The organism is Mesorhizobium sp. Ca11, assembly GCF_020165275.1.
Lineage (GTDB): Bacteria > Pseudomonadota > Alphaproteobacteria > Rhizobiales > Rhizobiaceae > Mesorhizobium.
This window is the reverse complement of the sequence record NZ_JAIUHU010000002.1, coordinates 472,981-492,842: the sequence shown is the minus strand read 5'-3', so window position 1 is coordinate 492,842 and position 19,862 is coordinate 472,981. Positions and strand designations below refer to the sequence as shown.

Sequence of the window (19,862 nt, the reverse complement as noted above, 5' to 3'; positions counted from 1 at the left end):
GTTCGCTATGCTGCTCGTCGACGTCTATCTCGACAAATCGCCCATCCAGGGCATCGGCGTCTTCGCCAAACACCGCATTGCGCGGGGCACATTGATCTGGAAGCTCGATCCAAGGTTCGATCGACGCATTCCCGTGGAGACCTATGAGGGGGAATCCGGTCCGGTGAAGTCCTATCTCGACCGCTATTCCTATCCGGACCGGCGCGATCCCAACTTCATCGTCTTCGAGGCGGACGATGCCCGCTATATGAACCACGCAGACGACCCGAACTGCGATATCTCCTCTCCGGAAGAGGCCTATGCGTTGCGCGACATCGCGCCCGGCGAGGAACTGACCTGCGACTACAACCACTTTTTCGAGAACGGCTTCGACTTCCTGGGCGACCGCCACCCGTAGAGCATGATGCCCGAAAAGTGTGGAGCGGTTTTCGGACGACGTCATGCTCCATCACTTTGATTTAGAGCGGCACGAGCGTGGATCAGGCGGAGAGCAATTCCGGCTGGCGTCCCAGGGCCAATCTGCCACGCAGGTTTCGGATGCCTGCCAAGGCCTTGCCTGAAACGATGCCTAAGGCAATGCCACCGACGATCGCGAGCAGCTGGAAGATCGGAACCGGCAGCTTGCCCGCGGCCGGCGCCATCAATATTTCCGGGACGAAACGGTGGAAAAGATAGATCGGAAACGCCGCGACGGCGACCTGGGCAACCAGCCGCCCTATCCCGGCCGGCAGGCGAACGCGCGGCAGGTAAAGAAGGACCAAAAGCGCCGCGAAGATCATCAGATATTTGACCGTCGTCCCGAACCAGACCGACTCCCAGAAGGCCAAATAACCCAGCATAGCGGCGGCAAGCGCGGTCAGAGTCAGCTTTCTCGCCGGAGTATCGGCGAAACAGGCACACCAACCGAATACGGCCAAATGGAAAACCCAATAGATCGTGAATATCTGGCGGTTGCCTAGGTCGACGAGCGATGGGGACGAAAAGCGCGCGACAGCGGCAACCCCCAAAAGGCCGAGCGAGAAAACGAAGGGGTGAGCCCGGGCAAGCTTGCGGACTGCAGGAATGGCAAAGATCAGAGCGAAGAGCAGGAGCGTCTGCGAATAGGCCTCGATGAACCAGTAAAGGTACGGAATCATCTCGTGACGCTCCGGTTCGGCATAGCCGAAATTCCCAGTAAGCGTCATCGAAGCCCAGGGGATCGTCCGCCAGGCTGCAGCGTAAGCGGCGACAATGAGAAAATACGGGATCAGGACGTTGATCGCAGGTTTGAGCGCGTGCCCAATTCGACCGGCAAGGAAATGGGCCGACTGGAAACGAGCAAGGCTGTAGCCGGCCAGCAGCATCATGACGCCGGAGCCGCCGGGGATGGGCCACAGCGTTTCGTGATGCACGACCACCAGCAGGATCCCGATAACCCTCAGCACTAAATCGGTCGGCATCTCGCTTGCGTGCCGGTGTTCGGGAAGTCCCGCCGCCTCGCGGTTTGCCAGCTCGGCAATGCTCAAGCGTTCCCATCCGTCCGGCAGGTTCATGCCGAGACGCTCGAGTTCCAGAGCCAATTGCAGGAATCGAAGGGAGTCCCCGCCAAGAGAGACGAAGCTGTCATTGCGGCCGACGGCCAGGGGATAGAATACGCGGGCGTAGGCACCGAGCAGACCGCCCCGCTCACAGCGGATTTCCGTTCGCCCTTCCAACATCTCCTGCTGGAGGCAGGCATAGTCGATCTTGCCAGAGGCAAGTCTGGGAAAGTCCTCGCGCGTCGCAACCCAAACCAGATTGGCTGGCAGGTGGCTGATCTCGGCAAGAATGCGCCGTGCTCTCCCGGTCGGGTCGGCGCCTATCACGTAGGCCTGCAATCCCCGATCGTCGCCAACCACCGCGGCGGCAATGCCGGCGCGCTCCAGCGCCTGCTCCATCGTATCAAAGCCGATCCTGAGGCCTGCGATCTTGGCGAAGCGGCTTCTGCGCCCGACGATGCGGAAGAAACCATGTTGGTCCCGTACGGCAATGTCGCCAGTGTTCAGGGTCTCGAGCTCTGCGCCGCGCGCGAGGTCGAGGCGCCGCGTGCCGTAACCCATCATTACATTCGGACCGCGATAGACGAGCTCTCCGGGAATGCCTGGTTGGCTGATCGGCTCGCCTGCAGCGTCGACGATACCGAGGCTGCCGCCCGGAATCGCCACGCCGATCCGATCCTCCTTGTCGGAAAGGCTCTCCGGCGGCACGAAAGCCATGCGTGCCGTCGCCTCGGTCTGGCCATACATGACGAAGAAGCGGCCGCCCCTGGCGACCATGTGGTTCCGATAAAGGCGGATGAGATCCGGGCCAAGCGCTCCGCCCGCCACCGTCATCATGCGCAACGCCTTGAGCTCAGCGTCGCGGAAACGCACCCGTTCCAGAAGCTCGTAAGAATACGGGACACCAGACAGATTCGTGCAGCCGCCGTGGTCTATCGTGCTGACGAAGTCGCTGTCCATGACCGACATGCCGGTGAAGAGGACGCTAGCGCCCGCAATCAGATGCGAATTGAGGACCGACAGCCCATAGGAATAGTGGAGAGGCAGCACGAGAGCGGCACGGTCGAAGGAAGAGAGCTCGAGATAGGCCGCGATCGAGCGTGCATTGGATTCGAGATTGCCGTAGGAAAGCCTGACCGCCTTGGCGGCGCCCGAGCTGCCGGATGTCATCAGCAGCAGCGCGAGATCGGGATGCAGCGGCTCCGCATCTCCAGCTGATCGAGCTTCCTCAACGAGACGCCAGCGGCCGTCAATTGGCCTGTAGGTGAAATCCGGCTGGAAGGCTGCCTGGAAATCGTCCCAAAGCCTATTGTCGCATGGCGGCAGCATGGCCGCTGCGTGCCCAGCCTGCAGGGCTCCGATATAGGCGGCGACTGCGTGCTCGGAAGCTTCCGCCGCAATCGCCACGAGCCGCTTTTGTCTTCGTCCCAACTGTGACGCGAAGTCTAGCGCAAGACCGCCGAGTTCCCTGTAGGACAGTATGCGTCCGCCGGCGAGGACAAGCGCCACGCGCTGCTCGTCATGGGTGAATCCGGACACAAGGTCGATGGAGGGCGTGGGCAAGCTTCGGTCCTCGGGGCCCGAAGCGCCTATAATACATGAGTATTCAAGTCAACTAATTCGCCACCGATTGGCATGCCAAACCGCTTTACGCCATCATGTATGGTCGCGGGTTTGACGCCGCGTGCGCAGGTTAACTCGCCGGCTTGCGCGCCGGATAGCCGTTGGGGTGTGGCGGGACGGCCTTGAGGTAGGCGGCAATCGCCGCGCGGTCGTCGGCGGTCAGTTGCGCGATGTTGCGCTGCACGTCGACCATGGAGCCGCCGACCGAATCGAAATCGGGTGTGAAGCCGGTTTCGAGGTAATTGGCGATGTCGGCCTCGGACCAGTCCTTGGTGCCGCCCTGCGGGGTGATATTGGGCACAACGCCCGAGCCTTCGGCGGCCACGGCGCCCGCCAGCCACTCGGTCTTCTTGACGCCGCCGGCGAAATCGCGCGGCGTGTGGCATTCGCCGCAATGGCCCGGACCCTCGACTAGGTAGCGGCCGGCGAGAACCTTGTCCGGCGCGCCCTCTGGCAGCGCGATCACCGGTTCGGGGCTGAGATAGACAAGCTTCCAGAGGCCAATGCCGCGACGGATGGTGAAGGGGAAGGAAAGCCTGTGATCCGGCGCCTTGCCGGCAATCGCCGGCAGCGTCTTCATGAAGGCGTAGAGATCGGCGATGTCGGCCGGCTTCATGCGCGCATAGGAGGCATAGGGAAAGGCCGGATAGAAGTGCTCGCCGGAAGGAGAGACGCCTTTCAGCATGGCATTGGCGAAGTCCGCCTCGCTCCAGGCGCCGATGCCGTCCTTCCGGTCTTGCGAGATGTTGGGTGGGACGAAGGTGCCGAACGGCGTCTTGAGTTCCAAACCGCCGACCAATTGCAGCCGGGCGTCGCCCTGCGCGCCCGGTTTCGCATGGCAGGAGGTGCAGCCCCCCGCATAGAAGATGCGCTTGCCTTTGGCGGCGTCACCGGGGCCGAGTTGCGCGACGGTGCCGGCGTCCAGCCTGGCGGGCGCCGACAGGACCCAGCCGGCAGCGGCCGCGGCGCCGCCAAGCACGACGGCGGCGCCGACAAGCTTCCTCAGCCAGGCCATCGCCGGGCGATCAGCTCTTCTTGATCCGGTAGGTCTGGTGGCAGGTGCCGCAATCGCCGCCGATCGTGTTGAGTTGCGCCTTCAGCGCGTCGACGTCGGCCGGCGGCGAAGCCACCGCGGCCTTGACATCGGCCAGCAGCTTGTCTTCTGCCGCATTGAAGCCGGCCTTGTCTTCCCAGATCTTCGGCGCCGCCGTGGTGTCGCCCTTGTCGCTGCCGGCTGGGAACAGTTTCTCGGCATCCCATTTCTCAGCATTGGCCTGCAGGGCCTTCAGCGTCGTCAGCACAGCGGCGGCGTCGAAATCCTCCTCCCCCTTGACGACTTTAGACAATTGACCGGCAAGCTTGCCGCGCTCCTTCATCAAGGCCTGGCGATCCTTTATCGGATCGGCAAAGGCGACCGAACCGGCAAAAGCGAGCATAGAAATGGCGAGAACAAGCTTTCTCATTCAATTGGCTCCATGGTGAGGAAAGAGGGTACGCGACTGAACGTTAACGGACGTCACAACGGGATTATTCCCCTTCGCCGTGACGATTTTGCCGGCTGGCTTGCCGTTTCCACTGCCCGAAAAAGAAAAGCCCCGGCAAACCGGGGCTTTTCGTCAAAATCACTCAGGCTTTGGCCTTCTCGTAAAGCTCCAGGACGTAGTCCCAGTTGATCAGGCTGTCGACAAAGGCCTCGAGGTATTTCGGCCGCGCGTTGCGGTAGTCGATGTAATAGGAGTGCTCCCATACGTCGACGCCGAGGATCGGCGAGCCGCCATGGACCAGCGGGTTCTCGCCGTTCGGGGTCTTGGAGATTTCCAGCTTGCCGTTCTTGACCGAGACCCAGGCCCAGCCGGAGCCGAACTGGGTGGTGCCAGCGGCGATGAAATCCGCCTTGAACTTGTCGTAGCCGCCGAGATCGCTGTCGAAGGCCTTCTGCAGCGCGCCCGGCAGCTTGTTGCCGCCGCCGCCCTTCTTCATCCATTTCCAGAAATGGATGTGGTTGTAGTGCTGGGCGGCGTTGTTGAAGAGCCCGGCATTCTTGCCGAAGGACTGCTTCACGGCCTCTTCGACGGACAGGTCGCCCATTCCGGCCTCGGCCGCCAGCTTGTTGCCGTTGTCGACATAGGCCTTGTGGTGCTTGTCGTGGTGATACTCCAGCGTCTCCTTCGACATGTAAGGCTGCAAGGCCTCGTAGTCATAGGGCAAGGCGGGCAACTCAAAAGCCATGGATGGTACTCCCTCGAGGAAAAAAGTCCGGTGATACTACCGGGCTAAGATAGGTCTGGAATGGATCGGGGCAACTCCGGAATGGAGCGCCGAGCGACTTTTTAGAGCAATTCCAGGAAAAGTGCGAAACGGTTTTCCGTGCGGAATTGCGCAAAACAGGAAGATGGAGCGTGTCGCCGTTTCCCTGAAACGGTGAAACGCTCCAGCGGGTCAGGCGGCGGACGTTGAATGCGCCCATTCCCAATAGAGCTCGCGCGCCTTCTTGGCTACCGGACCGGGCTGCAGATCGCGGTTTTCGATGCGCGTGACGGGCACCACTTTTGAGTGGTTGCCGGTCGAGAATATCTCGTCGGCTTCGAGGAAATCGCGGACCGACAGCGTCTTCTCGGTGGTCCTGAAACCGTAGTCGCCGAGCAGGCTGATGGTGCGCGAGCGGGTGATGCCCGAGAGAAACGTGCCGTTCGGGGCCGGAGTCATCACATGACCGTCCTTGACCAGGAAGATGTTGGAGGTCCCGGTCTCAGCAACATTGCCCAGCATGTCGAGCACCAAAGCGTTGTCGAAGCCGCGGTTCTTGGCCTCCAGAATGGCACGGCCATTGTTGGGGTAGAGGCAGCCGGCCTTGGCGTTGGTGGGCATGGTCTCGATGGTCGGGCGCCGGAACGGCGAGACGCCGATCGAAAAGCCGGATGGCGGGATCATCGGCGATTCATAGAGGCAGAGGCAGAACCGGGTCGAGGCCGGGTCGGCCGGCACGCCCATATAGCCGCCATGCTCGGCCCAATACATCGGCCTTATATAGACCGCCGTCTTGCCGTCGAATTTCTTGAGGCCGTCCCAAGTCAGGCAGACGATCTCTTCGGTCGTCATCGAAGGCTTCAGGCCAAGCGCGATCGCGGAGGCGTTGACGCGAGCGGAGTGCAGTTCGAGGTCGGGCGCGACGCCCTCGAACCAGCGACCGCCGTCAAAGACGCTGGTGCCGAGCCACATGGCGTGGCTGCGCGGCCCGAGAATGGCGACGTTGCCCTCGTACCAGTCGCCGTCCACATAGGTCCAAGTCGCGGTATGCGCCGCCGCCGCCAGTGTCATGGTCGCCGTCCAATTGAGTGATTTCAGTCCGCCATAGGACGATGCTTTGACGGTTGGCGTCAATTGACATCGGGAAAAATCGTTGAGGCCAGAGGCACTTGGCCGCAATCAATGCTTGCGCGGCAAGCCTGCGCGCCGCAAAACTTGAGACATGCATCATGCGGCTTATGTCTTCGACGCCTATGGCACGTTGTTCGACGTGCATGCCGCCGTGCGCCGTCATGCCGGCGAGATCGGCCCGGACGGCCAGCTTCTCTCCGAAATCTGGCGCGCCAAGCAGCTCGAATATTCCTGGGTGCGGACGCTGATGGGATCATACGCCGACTTCTGGAAACTGACCGAACAGGCGCTGGATTTCGCTTTGCGCAAGGTGCCCTCGGCCGATCCGGCGCTGCGGACGAAACTGCTCGAAGCCTATTGGCGACTCGACTGCTATCCGGAAGTGCCGGCAGTGCTGAAGGCGCTCAAGGCGTCGGGCGCGAAGCTCGCTATTTTATCCAACGGCTCGCCTGAAATGCTCGACGCGGCGGTCCAATCCGCGGCGCTCGACCAGATCCTCGACGACGTGTTTTCGGTCGACGAGGTCAAACGCTTCAAGACCGACCCCTCGGTCTACGACATGGTGGTCACCGGCTGGCGGCTTTACCCCGGCGCGGTTTCGTTCCAGTCGTCGAACCGTTGGGACATCGCCGGCGCGACGAGATTCGGTTTTCGCACGGTATGGATCAACCGGACCAACCAGCCGGACGAGTATCGCGACCTCCCGCCGGGGCTGATCCTGCCTTCGCTCGAAGGTCTCCTGGCAGAGACCTAACGCCGCTGTTGCTCCAGGGCAACAGCTGTGGCGCAGTCACAGCTTCGCCTTTTTCTGTCCACCCTCAGGCCAGAATTGGAACCGCCTATCGCCGCCGACTGTTATGAATGCCGCCGCGACGTGCCCGCGGGTTCATGCTTTCTTGCGAATTAAGACCTAGAAAAGGCAACCATGTCAGACGCTTCCTTCCGCATCAGCCGCCGTGGCTTCCTCAATTTCACAGCCCTCGGCGCTGCCTCGGCCGCCGTGTCCGCCTGCACCACCACCGGTCCTGCACCAGCCCCCGTCCAGCCGCCGCCGCCCGCCTATGTCGAGCCGCCGCTCGGCGATTATGAGACGATGTATGGTGCGATGTCGGACAATGGCTTCGACCTGCCGGCCATCCCGGTCAACAAGATCGATCACAGATTCTTGCGCCAGATCGTCCCCGATCCGACCGGACAGCGTCCGGGCACCATCGTCGTCGATACCACCGGTCACTTCCTCTATCTGGTGCGCGAGGGCGGCCAGGCGATCCGCTACGGCGTCGGCCTCGGCCGCGCCGGCTTCGAATGGTCGGGTGACGCGGTCGTGCAGTGGAAGCAGAAATGGCCGAAATGGACGCCGCCGGACGAGATGGTGGCCCGCCAGCCGGAACTGACGCAATTCAGCGCCAAGAATGGCGGCATGCCAGGCGGCCTGAAGAACCCACTCGGGGCGCGCGCGCTCTATCTCTTCCAAGGCAATCAGGACACGCTCTACCGCTTGCACGGCTCGCCCGAATGGTGGTCGATCGGCAAGTCGGTATCGTCGGGCTGCGTGCGTCTGATCAACCAGGACATCATCGACCTCTACGACCGCGTGCCGACCAAGACGCCGGTCATCGTGACGGCCAATATCGGCGCGCCTGAAGAGGACATGCCGGAGCGCAAGGCGATCCCGATCGACAATGGCGTGCCGACGGGCTCGATCCTGCTCGGCCCGGTGAAGCGGCTCACCAACGAGATTTTCTAAGACCCCAATCGGTCAGCGGTGCTCGGCCAAAATGGCGGCCAGCACCGCAACGCCGCGTCGCAATGCCTCCGCGTCGAGCCCGGCGTAGCCCAGGATGAAGCCGGCCGTTTCCGGCCTAGGCCTGCTCGGATCATAAAGGGGCGACACGGGATAGAGGCCGATGCCGGCAGCGCGCGCCGCGGCGATGATCGCCGGTTCGCGTCCGGCATCGATGCCGTTCATCCAGGCGACGACATGCAGGCCGGTGTCCGCTCCGGAGACAGTGACCCGCGGCCCCAGATGGTCAGTCAAAGCCTTCAGCAGGACCTGTCTGCGTTCGGCGTTCTTCCTGCGGATGCTGCGCACGTGGCGCTCATAGGCTCCGCTCGCCAGCAGCTCGGCCAACACGTCCTGTTCCAGCATCGGAGCATGCCGGTCGGTCAGACGCTTGGCCTCGCCGAACGCCCGGCGCAGGCTGACGGGGACGACGAGATAGCCGAGCCTCAAGGTCGGCGAGAGCGTCTTGGACAACGTGCCGACATAGATGACCGTGTCCGCGTCCAGCGCCTGCAGCGGCGGAATGGGGCTGATGTCGTGACGGTATTCGCCGTCATAATCGTCTTCCACAATATAGGCCCTCGTGCCGACGGCCCAGGCCAGCAGCGAACGCCGCCGCGTCGCCGAAAGCACGCCGCCGAGCGGAAACTGATGCGAGGGCGTCACATAGGCGAGACGGGCCGGCGGCAGCTTTTCCGTCTGTAGCCCATCCGCATCGACAGGAACGGGCACGGCAATGCCTCCCGCCGCCACGAAGGCGTGGCGTGCCAGCAGATAGCCCGGGTTCTCGATCACAAAGGGGTCACCGGGGTCGAGCAGCAGTCGCGCGCAGAGGTCGAGCCCCTGCTGCGAGCCGTTGACGATGACGATCTGGTCCGGCGTGCAATTGATGCCGCGAGCCCGCCAGAGATAAGCCTGAAGCGCATTACGCAGACCGGAAGAGCCCTGCGGGTCGCCATAGCGCAGCCGCGCGGCGCGGTTGACGATTGCCTTGTTCGACGCCCGCCGCCAAGCCAGCACGGGAAAGTCCGCTCCGGACAGGTCGCCATAGCGAAAATCCGCAATCTTGGCCGGCTGCGCCAACGCCGCTGGAGATAGGGTCAGCAACCGTCGCGCGAATGCCGACAGGTGCCGTGGCGAAGCGGCCGCGACGGGCGCTTCTCCCGACGCCTTCTCCAGCCCCGGAGCAACGATAGCGCGCGCCCCTTGCCGGATGATCAGATAGCCCTCGGCATCGAGCTGGCTGTAGGCGGCGGTCACCGTGGTCCGCGACGCGCCCCATTCGGCGGCAAAGGCCCGCGTCGACGGCAAGCGATCACCGGGCCTGTAGGCGCCGCTGTGGATCCGCGTCTTGATGGCCGCGATGATGCGGCGCGCGACGCCGTCCTGCTCCAACTGGACCACCAAAAACCTTCAAAACTGGATGTTCCAAGCAAGCCAGCTTCCGGCATCTTGCTGTGCAACGCAAGGAATTTCATCATGTACACACCACCTGCCTTCCGCGACGACGATCAAGAGAGCCTGATGGCCACGACCCGCGCGGCGCGGCTGGCAATTCTGGTGACCGCCACGGCCGATGGGCCGCTGGCGACGCATCTGCCGCTTTTGCTCGACGAGAACGAGGGTGAGCACGGCGTGATCTACGGCCACGTCGCAAAGGCAAACCCGCAGTGGCGCGTGCCGCCGCTGGGCAACGGCCTGGCGATATTCATGGGCCCGGATGCCTATGTGACGCCGGCCTGGTACCAGACCAAGCAGGAGACCGGGAAGGTCGTCCCGACCTGGAACTATGTCGCCGTCCACGCCCATGGGCCGATCGAATTCTTCGAGGATGCCGACAGGCTGCTCGAGGTCGTGACCCGCCTGACCAACCTGCATGAAGGCGAGCGCGCCGCGCCCTGGGCGGTGTCGGACGCGCCGGCGGATTTCATCCAATCGCAGCTGAAGGGCATTGTCGGCCTGCGCATGCCGATTACAAAGGTCGAAGGCAAGCGCAAGATGAGCCAGAACCGCAACGCCGCCGATCGCGCCGGTATCGTGTCCGGCCTCTCATCCAGCGACCGGCCTTCAGACCGCGAGGTCGCGCCGCTCATTCCAGTGTGAACGGCGCGATATCGGCCAACCGCCGCGGCTGCTTGAGTTCCGCAGCAAGTCAGGTGCAGACCCACTCGCGGATCTTGCACTCCTTGCTCTCGCCTCCGCACTGGGCTGTCGCCTTCTCCTCGGCTTCGCGGCGGGTCGCGGCTGATGCTGCACTCCAGAACGGCGTCGCCTCGCCACGGCTCTTGCCTACCGAAAGCGCCGCGCAGTGCTCATAGGGAAAGCCGGTGCCGTCATCATCGTCCCAATGGCGATGGTTGCGGAACACTTCGACCACCCGGCAGCCCTTGCCATCTGCATTCTCGCAATGCTTGAGCGCGATGTCTTCCGCCTCTTGCCGCTTGTCGGCGCCCCAGAAGAAGCCGTGACGGCCGTCGCCCGGCGAATAGGCGATCGCGCCCCAGATGCCTTTTTCCTCGCCGGTCTGCGCCGGCGGTGACGGGGCGATCAGGTCAGCCGCGTTGCTCGCAATCGTAAGCCCGGCGAGCGCCGCAAGCAGCGGGATCGAAAGGCGGGGATTGATCAGCATCTTCGTGCTCCAGTTGCAGCTATTCAGCAGTCGACTGTCATGCCCGGCTCTAGCCGCCCATGCGCGCGACCGAGACGACGATGCAAGCGTTGCCGGTCGGGACCAGCAGCGCCTGGCCGGCATTGTCGGCCAGGTTGAAAAGCATCGAGTTCGAAAGATTGTCCGCCAGCAGGCTGCCCTTCGGGAGCGTTCCGGCGACTTCCTGGCAAGAGCGCGTGAACGGCGCCACGCGCACGAAGCCGCCCTCGCAGCTCTGGCCGAGAGGCGAGGCAAAAACGACGCCCGCGGCTTGTGTCTTGTAGTTCGGCAGGTTGTAGCTCATCCCGGCGACGGCCTGCACGGCGTGGGTGTCGGGCGAAGTGTTGTCCCATTGCGTCTGGATCGCATAGGTCGACCCGGCAGTCAGAGCCTGCCCCATCGTGGCAAAGAGATTGGCGCAGGTGCGGACGCCTGCCTGCGCGACATGCGCCTGAAAGGGATTCTTGTTTGCCGAGGCGTCGGCCGTCGCGGGCACGGCTTCCGCCGGCTTGCCCTGCATGGGTGCCTGCGCCTGCGCGGAGGCCGTGCCCGCGACGAATGTTCCAAGCGCGGGATAGAGGCGGAACGACAGGACCACCGCCGCCGCGACCAGGATGGCGAACGCGCCGAGCAGCGCCGTGTTTCGCACCAGGCGCCGGCCTGGCGAACGCTGTGGCGGCGGACTTGCCGGCGGCTCCGGCAGCGCGACCGGCTGCGTCAGGATTCTGTCCTCGATGGATTGGCGTGTCATCTCGAAGTCTTTCTAGTTGATGGCCGACAGCGCGGTCTTGAGTCCCTTGAACGGGGCATCAAGGTTGACGGTCGCCCCCGACGGCAGGGAATAGGAAACCTGGACCGTGGTCTCTTTGCCGATCTGCTCGCGAAGCACCGGGCCAACGGGCACATAGCCGACGCAAACCGACGCATCGCAACCCTGCAGTTGAACGTCGACCGGCTGTTTGCGGCCGGCGAGTCTCAGCGAAAGCTTGCTGCCCTTACCTGCCGCGCTCGGAGTCCGCAATATCATAAAGGGTTTGCCTTTCTCGTCGGCCGCGAGCGACCAGCTGAAGACCAACGCCTGGCTTTGGTCGATGAAAGACTGGCCGATATTGCAAACCTTCTTCCTGGCCTGCAGGTTCTCGTCGCAGATCAGCGTCCAGTTCTCGAACGGACGAGTGGTGCGCTGATAGTCGCCAAGCTTCACGCCCCCGGGCACCGCGACGTCGGAAGGTTTTATCCGATAGGCAGGCTGGGCCGCCTCCTGCCCGGCCGCGTGCGGGCCGGACAGAAGGAGGCAAGTCCCGGATATCACGGCAAGGGCCGTCTGCCTGGTCATCAACGAGCTCAGTTCAGGGTAAAGCTGACACCCGCGCCGACACCCCAGTGTCCGCCGGCCGTCGTGCCCGAGACGTTCGCCCTCGCCCGGCCGTCTTCGCTGGTGTAACCGGCGCCGAACGCCACGGCGCCTTCGCCGCGCCAGTAGCCGCCGCCGGCCGCCACGCTCAACTTGCCCGGACGGTCGTCGTAGCGCAGCGAGGCGGCCGCAAGGCCGATCGCGGCGGCCTGGCGCGCCTCACCCCGAGCCTCGCCCATATCCATGTTGAGCTGGCTGAGCTTGGAGTCGGTGTAGGCATTGGCCTGCTGCAGCGTGGTGGCCGCCACCTGGTTGGTGTAGGCCTTGGAGTTGTCGAACGTTGTCGCCAGCCCGTTATTGAACTGTAGGACGTTGACCGCGTCGGTGTCGGCGGTACCGGCACCGACATTGTGGATGACGACGGGCGCATTCACGTCGCCGCCGACGAGCGTCAGCGAATTGGACTTGGTGCCGTCCGGGTTCTTGTCATACTGGACGGCGAACTCATTCAGATTGCCGACACTTCCCTGCACTGCTTCGACAGCCTGGTTGGTCGCGTAGAGCTGGCTGCCGTTGATGGCGTCGGTGGAGGAGGCACTGATCCGCCCCGCCGCCACGTTGGTGACGGTGCGCTCGTTGCCTACGCTGCCGACGCTAACCGTGCTCGTCGGAGCGGTTCCGGCGAAGGTGTAGTTGACGCCGTTGATTGTCGTGCCGGTGGTGGCGACTGCCGCGGCGGTCGTCGAGCCGGCGCCGAGCGCGACGCTGCCCGGCTCATTGGCCGTGGCGCCGGCGCCGAGCGCCATGGACTGGGCGCCGTTGGCGGTCGAGTTGGTGCCAAAGGCGATGCTGTCAGCCTGGTTGGAGGTCGCGTTCTGGCCGATCGCGATACCGCCCGGCGCCGTCTGTTGGACGATGGCGCCGTTGCCCATGCCGATACCGTTGTCGCCGTTGACGGTGGTGCGCGGACCGATCGCGACCGACTCGGCGCCGACTGCCAGCGAGTCCGGCGCGGTCGAATTGGCGTGGAAGTACATGCTCCCCGTCACAGCGAAGGAGCTCAGCGCGCCTTTCAACTGGCGAAGCGTGACCGCATCCTGGTCCTGCGTGCCGTCGGCCACGTTGATGATCTGGCGATAAGCGGTGGAGGTTCCCACCGAGACGGCGCCGAGCAGGCTCATATCCGCGGTGTTGTAGGGAATGAGGCCGGTGCCGGAGAGGATCGATCCCGACGTGGGCGCGACCGCGCGATCCGAAACCGAGCCGGAGCCCAGCGCCACGCCGTCGGCGATGGTGACCGCGGTGCCGCGGCCGAGGGCCAGGGAATTGGCGGCGGATGCGGTCGCCTGATAGCCGAGCGCCGAGGAGCCAACCCCTTGCGCGAAGGCGTCGGTAATCGGCAGCGTGGTGTCGTTGGTGCGCACGTAGCGGATGCCGTCGCCATTGGCGTCCGTGTATGCAGTCGAGGTGTCGCCGGCAAAATTGTTGATCGTGTTGCCGAGCGTGGTGATGTCGGCGGTGTTGGCGGCGATATCGGTCGTATTCTGCGTCACCTGCTGGTTGGTCGCGAAGAGCTGCGAGCCGTTGACCGCATCGGTCGAGGAGTTGCTCAACTGCCCGGCCGCGACGTTCTGGATCTGGCGCTCCGCGCCCACCGAACCGACCGAGAACGCGCCGGCCGGCGTTCCGCCGGCGAAGGTGTAGTTGACGCCGCCGATCGTCGTGCCGCCGACATTGGTCGTGGTTCCGGACACCGAATTCAGGCCGATCGCCACGTCGCCGGCATTGTTGGCGACGGCATTCGGGCCAATCGCGACGGAATCGGTCCCCAGAGCCTGGGAGTCGGCAAGCGTCGAATTGGCATGGAAATACTTGATGCCGCCGCCGGTATTGATGTTGTTGATCGTGTTGCCGAGAGTGGTGATGTCGGCGGTGTTGGCCGCGATATCGGTCGTGTTCTGGGTTACCTGCTGGTTGGTGGCGAACAGTTGCGAGCCGTTGATCGCGTCGGTCGAGGAGTTGCTCAACCGCCCGGCCGCGACGTTCTGGATCTGGCGCTCCGCGCCCACCGAGCCGACCGAGAATGCGCCCGCCGGGGTTCCGCCGGCGAAGGCGTAGTTCACACCGCCGATCGTCGTGCCGCCGACCACCGTCGTGGTGCCGGATACGGAGTTCAGGCCGATTGCCACGTCGCCGGCGTTGTTGGCCACAGCATTGGGGCCAATCGCGACCGAATCCGTCCCCAGAGCCTGGGAGTCGGGCAGCGTCGAATTGGCGTGGAAATACTTGATGCCGGCACCCGTGTTGATGTTGGTGATCGTATTCCCGATGTTGGCGATATCGGTCGTGTTCTGCGTCACCTGCTGATTGGTGGCGAAAAGCTGCGAACCGTTGATGGCGTCGGTCGAGGCGTTGCTGAGCCGGCCCGCGGCGAGATTGGTGAGGGTCCGCTCCGCGCCTGGAGCGCCGATGCTGACGGTCGAGGTCGGCGTCGTGCCGGCGAAGGCGTAGGTCGTGGTGCCGATCGTCGTGCCGCTGGTGCCGACTGCTGCGGCGGTTACCGAGCCGGAGCCGAGCGCCACGTCGCCGGAGCTTGCCGCCGCAGTAGCGCCGTCGCCCAGGGCGACATTGCCGGCGAGACCGGCGGCGCCCGCGGTAGAGCCGTTGCCCAGCGCCACGGAGCCTTGCCCGATCGCCTTGTTGCTGTTGCCGATGGCAACGGCGCCGTTGGCCATATTGGCGGCGGTAGCGGTCGCCGTGCCGTCGCTGTTGGCGATGTTGTTGGCGCCGCCGGTGAAGGCGCCGGTACCGCTGGCGTAGCTCGGATCGCCGATGGCCACCGCGCCGTCGCCATAGGCGGTGTTGCCGGCGCCGATGGCCACGGCCTTGCCGCCATCGGTAGTCGCGCCCGTTCCGATGGCGATGGAGTCGGCGGAGAGCGCAGCGGACTGCAGACCGACCGCGACGGCGTTGGCTGCAGTCGCCTGGCTCTCGCGTCCCATCGCAAGGGCGTCGCCCGCAGATGCCGTCACGTCCGTGCCGATGCCGATGGCGTTGTCTCCACTGGCGCTCGTTGCAAAAGTGCTCGAGCCGACATAGACGGCGCCTATCCCGGACGCCCTCGTCCCTGCGCCGAGAGAGATGGAGTTCACGGCGCTGCTTTGGGCGCCGCGGCCGAGCGCGGTACTGTTGAGTCCAGTGGCGCGGGTGTCACGTCCGACGGCGGTGGAATTGTCGGCGCTGGCTACGGTCCCGATGCCGAGTGCCACGGACTGTGCGCCGGCCGCGTTGGCGCTCACGCCGGCAGCAAGCGAATTGTCTCCCGTCGCATTCGCTCCGGACCCAAACGAGGACGCGTTTTGGCCGCTGGCAACGGCCGTGTTGCCAACCGCCGTGCTGGCGGAGCCGCTCGCAATTGAAGTAGCACCCATGGCCGTGGCGAAAGCGCCCGAAGAGAGCGAATTGGTGCCGATCGCGATGCTGTTGGGCAGGGCCGTATTGGCCTGAACGCCCGCCTGCGCTCCCAAGCCGAGCGCGATGGACTGGTTGCCCCAGGCGCTGGCTGTGTTGCCCATAGCCGTGGCGCTCGTTCCCGTTGCCTTGGTCAGGATGCCTATGGCAACGGTGTTTTGCTGAGACGCCGTCACATCGGTGCCAAGAGCGATGGCGCCCTGCGCAGTAGCGCCCGCTCCCGCAAGAGTGCGCCCGCCGATATTGATGGAGTTGATCTGTGTAGCGACCGACTGGAAGCCGATCGCGATGGCATTCTGGTTGCTTGCGGTGGCGGAAGTACCTTGAGCAAAGGCATCTATTCCCGACGCAACAGATGAATTGCCAATCGCGGTACTGCGCAGCCCGGTGGCTTGGGTCCCCCAGCCGCCGGCGAAGGAGGTGGCGCCGCTGGCCAAGGAACTGACGCCGACGGCTGTGGCGTTGCCACCCGAAGCAACGGAGAAGGTTCCCAGGGCGCTGGCGCCCGCGGCGGTTGCACTGGAGCTGACGCCGATCGCTACCGTATTGACGTTGTTCGAAATTGTGCCGGAGCCCAGCGCCACCGCGCCGCCGGGGCCGGTGGCCGACGCGGTTCGGCCGATAGCGACAGAGTATTGCGCTGTCGATTGAGCCTGGAAGCCGAGCGCTATGGCCCAGTTGAGGCTGGCGGTTGAGCCATTTCCGATCGCTATGGTCTCGGGAGCGGTCGCGGACCCGCCGCCTGCGGCATATTGCGCTTGCGCCGGCGCCGCGAACAGGAACAAAGCGGCGGCCGATGCAATATACCCAAGGCTTGCGCCGACGCCGAGCTTGCCGAGCCCACGTCCCTTGCGTCGCATGCCGAGCACGCGATGCGCGTTGCGCAGCGTCGCCATCAGGCGGCGGCGCAGCGAACGGCTCTCGGGAGCGCCGGAGACCCAGTTTCCAGCAAATCGGGCCGACCCGCGCCGAGCGATACGTTCTTGCCTGAAGTTCATTGCGAGAATGCCTCCTTTGGTGGGTCGCGCTCGATAACGGCAGGTTCCGCCGACCCTGCCGCCAAAGCGTGTCTGCTCGAAAATGGGATGATCACATCGGCGCCGCGCGCGAGCAGCGCGTGGCCCTGTTTTTCCCCGATCGCCTCGACGCGATCGAGCGTGTTTTCAAGCCAGGCGTCACCCGCCTCGGGCACAGCCTGAAGCGCCGCGGCAACCCGCTCCGGCGGGATCAGCCGCTCGAGATAGGACCGCACCGCCGCCAGATGGACGGCAGGTGCGTCATGCGCGTGAACGACGGTCGTGAGGCCGTAGAGATAATGGGCCAGCAGCATGTCCTGCTTGGCCAGGGGCACGCCATCTCCATAGCGCTTCTCAAGCGTCCTCGATGCCGACTCCAGCCAGTAACCGATCTCCTCGGAAAGGCTCCGGCGAACCGCCGTGTCGTCGCTCATGTCCCCTCGGCCAGCTTAGAATCCGAATACCGGATTTGCTGCAGAAAGACAGGTTTTCCGGGGCTCGTATTCCAACAAATTGCTGTTTATCTGAAAATATACCGTAGGTCTTCCATGGGTTAACGCAAAATTACTTTAGTAATACCTTTTATAAGCCGATCCATAGATAACTGCGCGGGAATTAGCCCTGCCTGCCGGCCCCCGATTGAACCAGCCTCTCTCGCACCTGCATTGGAGTTACGTCGCGGTATTTCTTCATCGTGGTGGTGAGATGGCTCTGGCTCGAGAAGCCGCTCAGATAGGCGATGTCCGTGATCGACATGCGCCTGTCGGCCAGCAGCTTCTCGGCAAAGTCAAGGCGAAGGGCAAGAACATATTGATGCGGCGTCACGCCGAACGTCTTGGAGAAAGCACGGGCGAAATGGTAAGGCGACAGCCCGCACACAGCGGCCATTTCGGCGAGCGAAAGCTTGCGCGAAAAGTTTTCGCTCAGGAATTGCGCCACGAGGCGAGCGTGGCCGAGCGACAGCCCACCTTTCGCGTTCAGCAGCGGCCGCCTTTCAGGAGGGATTTCCGAATACCAAGCTTGCAGATCGTCATCGCGCCGCAACTTGGACTCCTGATGCTCAGCCCTCCGCAGTCTTGGCCCAACCTTAGCGGGCGCTTTCGGTTCCCTGGCCACAATAATTCGTGATCGCACGTGCTGTCGGCGCTATCCAGTTTGCCCCCCGGCAACAGCACGTCAAAGGCCATGATTTGGCGCGTCCGGTATTTCATGAAATTGCGGTTCTGCTGGGAAAAGTTCCCTTGCGAAAAGTTTTAGCTGCCGCTGATGCGGCTTACCCGTCGGCAGGTAAGATTTGATCGTCGCGAGGTAACGAGGGCAGCTTTCCGGGGCGGCGCATTTCCGCGACGGATTCGCGCGACGGCAAGCGGGTTTCGCCCGACGTCAAAGCTTACAGGCGTGATTCGCGTCGCGCTCCGCGCGGTACCGTCTCTTTGCTTCAGCGGCCTCGCGCCAGGCTGCCCAAAATCCCGCGCACGATAGCGCGGCCGACGGACGAGCCGACCGAGCGCACCACCGACTTGATGGCGGCTTCGGCAACGGTCTGGCGGTTGGAAGACCGCCGGTTGCCTGTCCCAAGGACATCATCGAAGCCCGGAATGGTCCAGCGCGAACCGCCGCTGTTCTGCTGCTGTGCCTGAGCCTCGGCGTCCTGCGCCTCCTTGGCCTTTTTCTGCAGCATTTCGAAGGCCGATTCGCGATCGACGGTCTCGTCATACTGGCCGGCGACCGGGCTCTCGGCGATGATCTTGCGGCGCTCGTCGGGCGTGATCGGTCCGAGCCGCGATGACGGCGGCCGGATCAGCGTGCGCTGGACCATGGCCGGGACGCCCTTGTCCTCCAGCATCGACACCAGCGCCTCGCCGGTGGCGAGCTGGGTGATGGCGGTGGCGCAGTCGAAATCGGGATTGGGCCGGAAGGTCTCGGCCGCGGTGCGCACCGCCTGCTGCTCGCGCGGCGTATAGGCGCGCAGCGCATGCTGGACGCGGTTGCCGAGCTGGGCCAGCACCTTTTCCGGAATGTCCAGCGGGTTCTGGGTGACGAAATAGACGCCGACGCCCTTGGAGCGGATCAGCCGCACTACCTGCTCGACGCGGTCGATCAGCACCTTCGGCGCGTCTTCGAACAGAAGATGCGCCTCGTCGAAGAAGAACACCAGCTTTGGCCGGTCGAGATCACCGACCTCGGGTAATTCCTCGAACAGCTCCGACATCAGCCAAAGCAGGAAGGTGGCGTAGAGCCTGGGATTCATCATCAATTTGTCGGCCGCCAGAACGCTGATCGCGCCGCGCCCGTCACGGGTGGTGCGCATGATGTCGGCGATGCGCAGCGCCGGCTCGCCGAAGAAGTTGGCGGCACCTTGGCTCTCCAGCACCAGCAGCGTGCGCTGGATGGCGCCGACCGACGGCTTGGTGACATTGCCGTAGCGTGCGCTGAGTTCGTCGGCGCGCTCGGCGATGTTGGCGAGCAGCGCCTGCAGGTCCTTGAGATCGAGCAGCAGCAGGCCTTCCTCGTCGGCGATGCGGAAGGCGATGTTCATGACGCCTTCCTGAGCTTCCGTGAGGTTCATCAGCCGCGACAAAAGCAGCGGGCCCATCTCCGAAATGGTGGCGCGGATCGGATGGCCCTGCTCGCCGAACAGATCCCAGAAGATGACAGGGAATTCCTGGAATTGATAAGGATCGAGCTTCACCTGCTCGGCGCGCTTGACCAGGAAATCCTTGGCCTCACCCATCATGGATATGCCGGAAAGGTCGCCCTTGATATCGGCGCAGAAGACAGGCACGCCGGCGTTGGAAAAGCCCTCGGCCAGGACCTGCAGGCTGACGGTCTTGCCGGTGCCCGTGGCCCCGGTAACGAGGCCGTGGCGGTTGCCGTAGCGCAGCAGCAGCTCTTCGGCGCGCTGATAGGAATCGTCGGGCTTGCGGCTGGCGCCGATGAAGATACTGGTCTCGTCAACCATGTCCGGTCTCCGCAATCTGTTCCGCTCAAAGGCCTCTCCCGAGGTATAGTAACGCCGGTCGCATGCGGCAATGCCCAGTCTCGATTTTGGGAGCAGCGAATTTGGCCTTTG

The 19,862-nt window shown here is 64.0% G+C and carries 17 protein-coding genes; 4 read left to right on the top strand and 13 right to left on the bottom strand.

Translation table 11 applies throughout. The annotated features are described in order from the left end of the window. Nucleotides 1–7 precede the first annotated feature (7 nt). Nucleotides 8–397 (top strand): SET domain-containing protein, encoded by a 390-nt coding sequence (locus LB538_RS06030; RefSeq protein ID WP_095766869.1) that lies wholly within the window; start codon nucleotides 8–10, stop codon nucleotides 395–397. An 82-nt stretch (nucleotides 398–479) separates the two neighbouring features. Here LB538_RS06030 and LB538_RS06025 read toward each other — a convergent pair whose 3' ends face one another. The 5 genes from LB538_RS06025 to LB538_RS06005 form a co-directional block, all read right to left on the bottom strand. Continuing rightward, a complete protein-coding gene (locus LB538_RS06025; RefSeq protein ID WP_224529892.1) occupies nucleotides 480–2,924 on the bottom strand; it encodes an AMP-binding protein in 2,445 nt (814 codons plus the stop codon). 286 nt (nucleotides 2,925–3,210) lie between these two features. Continuing rightward, nucleotides 3,211–4,155: a cytochrome c gene (locus tag LB538_RS06020; protein ID WP_224529895.1), complete on the bottom strand. Its 945-nt coding sequence runs from the start codon at nucleotides 4,153–4,155 to the stop codon at nucleotides 3,211–3,213. A 10-nt stretch (nucleotides 4,156–4,165) separates the two neighbouring features. Next, nucleotides 4,166–4,603: a c-type cytochrome gene (locus LB538_RS06015; protein WP_041002227.1), complete on the bottom strand. Its 438-nt coding sequence runs from the start codon at nucleotides 4,601–4,603 to the stop codon at nucleotides 4,166–4,168. Between the two features lie 163 nt (nucleotides 4,604–4,766). Next, a complete protein-coding gene (locus tag LB538_RS06010) occupies nucleotides 4,767–5,369 on the bottom strand; it encodes a superoxide dismutase (protein ID WP_095766866.1) in 603 nt (200 codons plus the stop codon). A 210-nt stretch (nucleotides 5,370–5,579) separates the two neighbouring features. After that, nucleotides 5,580–6,458: a branched-chain amino acid aminotransferase gene (locus tag LB538_RS06005; RefSeq protein ID WP_224529897.1), complete on the bottom strand. Its 879-nt coding sequence runs from the start codon at nucleotides 6,456–6,458 to the stop codon at nucleotides 5,580–5,582. 151 nt (nucleotides 6,459–6,609) lie between these two features. Here LB538_RS06005 and LB538_RS06000 point away from each other — a divergent pair, with 151 nt between their 5' ends. After that, a complete protein-coding gene (locus LB538_RS06000) occupies nucleotides 6,610–7,272 on the top strand; it encodes a haloacid dehalogenase type II (protein WP_224529906.1) in 663 nt (220 codons plus the stop codon). A 171-nt stretch (nucleotides 7,273–7,443) separates the two neighbouring features. Further along, a complete protein-coding gene (locus LB538_RS05995) occupies nucleotides 7,444–8,265 on the top strand; it encodes a L,D-transpeptidase (protein WP_095766864.1) in 822 nt (273 codons plus the stop codon). 12 nt (nucleotides 8,266–8,277) lie between these two features. Here the strand turns inward: LB538_RS05995 and LB538_RS05990 are convergent, their stop codons facing one another. Next, entirely contained in the window at nucleotides 8,278–9,705 is a 1,428-nt protein-coding gene (locus tag LB538_RS05990; RefSeq protein WP_224529910.1) for a PLP-dependent aminotransferase family protein, read from the bottom strand. A 75-nt stretch (nucleotides 9,706–9,780) separates the two neighbouring features. On the opposite strand from LB538_RS05990, the gene LB538_RS05985 reads away from it, so the two are divergent. Further along, nucleotides 9,781–10,404: an FMN-binding negative transcriptional regulator gene (locus LB538_RS05985; protein ID WP_224529912.1), complete on the top strand. Its 624-nt coding sequence runs from the start codon at nucleotides 9,781–9,783 to the stop codon at nucleotides 10,402–10,404. A gap of 49 nt (nucleotides 10,405–10,453) precedes the next feature. Here the strand turns inward: LB538_RS05985 and LB538_RS05980 are convergent, their stop codons facing one another. From LB538_RS05980 to LB538_RS05950, 7 genes are all read right to left on the bottom strand, one after another. Further along, nucleotides 10,454–10,930 carry a DUF4189 domain-containing protein gene (locus tag LB538_RS05980; protein WP_095766862.1) on the bottom strand — a complete coding sequence of 159 codons (477 nt, stop codon included), beginning with the start codon at nucleotides 10,928–10,930 and terminating at the stop codon, nucleotides 10,454–10,456. Nucleotides 10,931–10,979: 49 nt separating this feature from the next. Then, nucleotides 10,980–11,699, bottom strand: coding sequence for a hypothetical protein (locus tag LB538_RS05975; RefSeq protein ID WP_224529914.1), 720 nt, complete (start codon nucleotides 11,697–11,699; stop codon nucleotides 10,980–10,982). 12 nt (nucleotides 11,700–11,711) lie between these two features. Continuing rightward, entirely contained in the window at nucleotides 11,712–12,152 is a 441-nt protein-coding gene (locus LB538_RS05970; protein ID WP_318011864.1) for an invasion associated locus B family protein, read from the bottom strand. A gap of 140 nt (nucleotides 12,153–12,292) precedes the next feature. Beyond that, nucleotides 12,293–16,771 carry a YadA-like family protein gene (locus tag LB538_RS05965; RefSeq protein WP_224529941.1) on the bottom strand — a complete coding sequence of 1,493 codons (4,479 nt, stop codon included), beginning with the start codon at nucleotides 16,769–16,771 and terminating at the stop codon, nucleotides 12,293–12,295. Continuing rightward, nucleotides 16,768–17,223 (bottom strand): hypothetical protein, encoded by a 456-nt coding sequence (locus LB538_RS05960; protein ID WP_224529943.1) that lies wholly within the window; start codon nucleotides 17,221–17,223, stop codon nucleotides 16,768–16,770. Before LB538_RS05960 ends, LB538_RS05965 begins: the two co-directional genes overlap by 4 nt. 181 nt (nucleotides 17,224–17,404) lie before the next feature. Then, nucleotides 17,405–17,905 (bottom strand): helix-turn-helix transcriptional regulator, encoded by a 501-nt coding sequence (locus tag LB538_RS05955; RefSeq protein ID WP_224529945.1) that lies wholly within the window; start codon nucleotides 17,903–17,905, stop codon nucleotides 17,405–17,407. 322 nt (nucleotides 17,906–18,227) lie between these two features. Beyond that, on the bottom strand, nucleotides 18,228–19,751 hold the full coding sequence (locus tag LB538_RS05950; protein ID WP_224529946.1) for a helicase HerA-like C-terminal domain-containing protein: 1,524 nt from the start codon (nucleotides 19,749–19,751) through the stop codon (nucleotides 18,228–18,230). Nucleotides 19,752–19,862 lie beyond the last annotated feature (111 nt).

What these genes read in the sequence shown, in the direction of transcription:
- LB538_RS05965 (WP_224529941.1), bottom strand. Translation starts at nt 16,771, where the DNA reads ATGAACTTCAGGCAAGAACGTATCGCTCGGCGCGGGTCGGCCCGATTT.
- LB538_RS06020 (WP_224529895.1), bottom strand. Translation starts at nt 4,155, where the DNA reads ATGGCCTGGCTGAGGAAGCTTGTCGGCGCCGCCGTCGTGCTTGGCGGC.
- LB538_RS05950 (WP_224529946.1), bottom strand. Translation starts at nt 19,751, where the DNA reads ATGGTTGACGAGACCAGTATCTTCATCGGCGCCAGCCGCAAGCCCGAC.
- LB538_RS05960 (WP_224529943.1), bottom strand. Translation starts at nt 17,223, where the DNA reads ATGAGCGACGACACGGCGGTTCGCCGGAGCCTTTCCGAGGAGATCGGT.
- LB538_RS05975 (WP_224529914.1), bottom strand. Translation starts at nt 11,699, where the DNA reads ATGACACGCCAATCCATCGAGGACAGAATCCTGACGCAGCCGGTCGCG.
- LB538_RS05980 (WP_095766862.1), bottom strand. Translation starts at nt 10,930, where the DNA reads ATGCTGATCAATCCCCGCCTTTCGATCCCGCTGCTTGCGGCGCTCGCC.
- LB538_RS05995 (WP_095766864.1), top strand. Translation starts at nt 7,444, where the DNA reads ATGTCAGACGCTTCCTTCCGCATCAGCCGCCGTGGCTTCCTCAATTTC.
- LB538_RS06010 (WP_095766866.1), bottom strand. Translation starts at nt 5,369, where the DNA reads ATGGCTTTTGAGTTGCCCGCCTTGCCCTATGACTACGAGGCCTTGCAG.
- LB538_RS06030 (WP_095766869.1), top strand. Translation starts at nt 8, where the DNA reads ATGCTGCTCGTCGACGTCTATCTCGACAAATCGCCCATCCAGGGCATC.
- LB538_RS05985 (WP_224529912.1), top strand. Translation starts at nt 9,781, where the DNA reads ATGTACACACCACCTGCCTTCCGCGACGACGATCAAGAGAGCCTGATG.
- LB538_RS06000 (WP_224529906.1), top strand. Translation starts at nt 6,610, where the DNA reads ATGCATCATGCGGCTTATGTCTTCGACGCCTATGGCACGTTGTTCGAC.
- LB538_RS06005 (WP_224529897.1), bottom strand. Translation starts at nt 6,458, where the DNA reads ATGACACTGGCGGCGGCGGCGCATACCGCGACTTGGACCTATGTGGAC.
- LB538_RS06015 (WP_041002227.1), bottom strand. Translation starts at nt 4,603, where the DNA reads ATGAGAAAGCTTGTTCTCGCCATTTCTATGCTCGCTTTTGCCGGTTCG.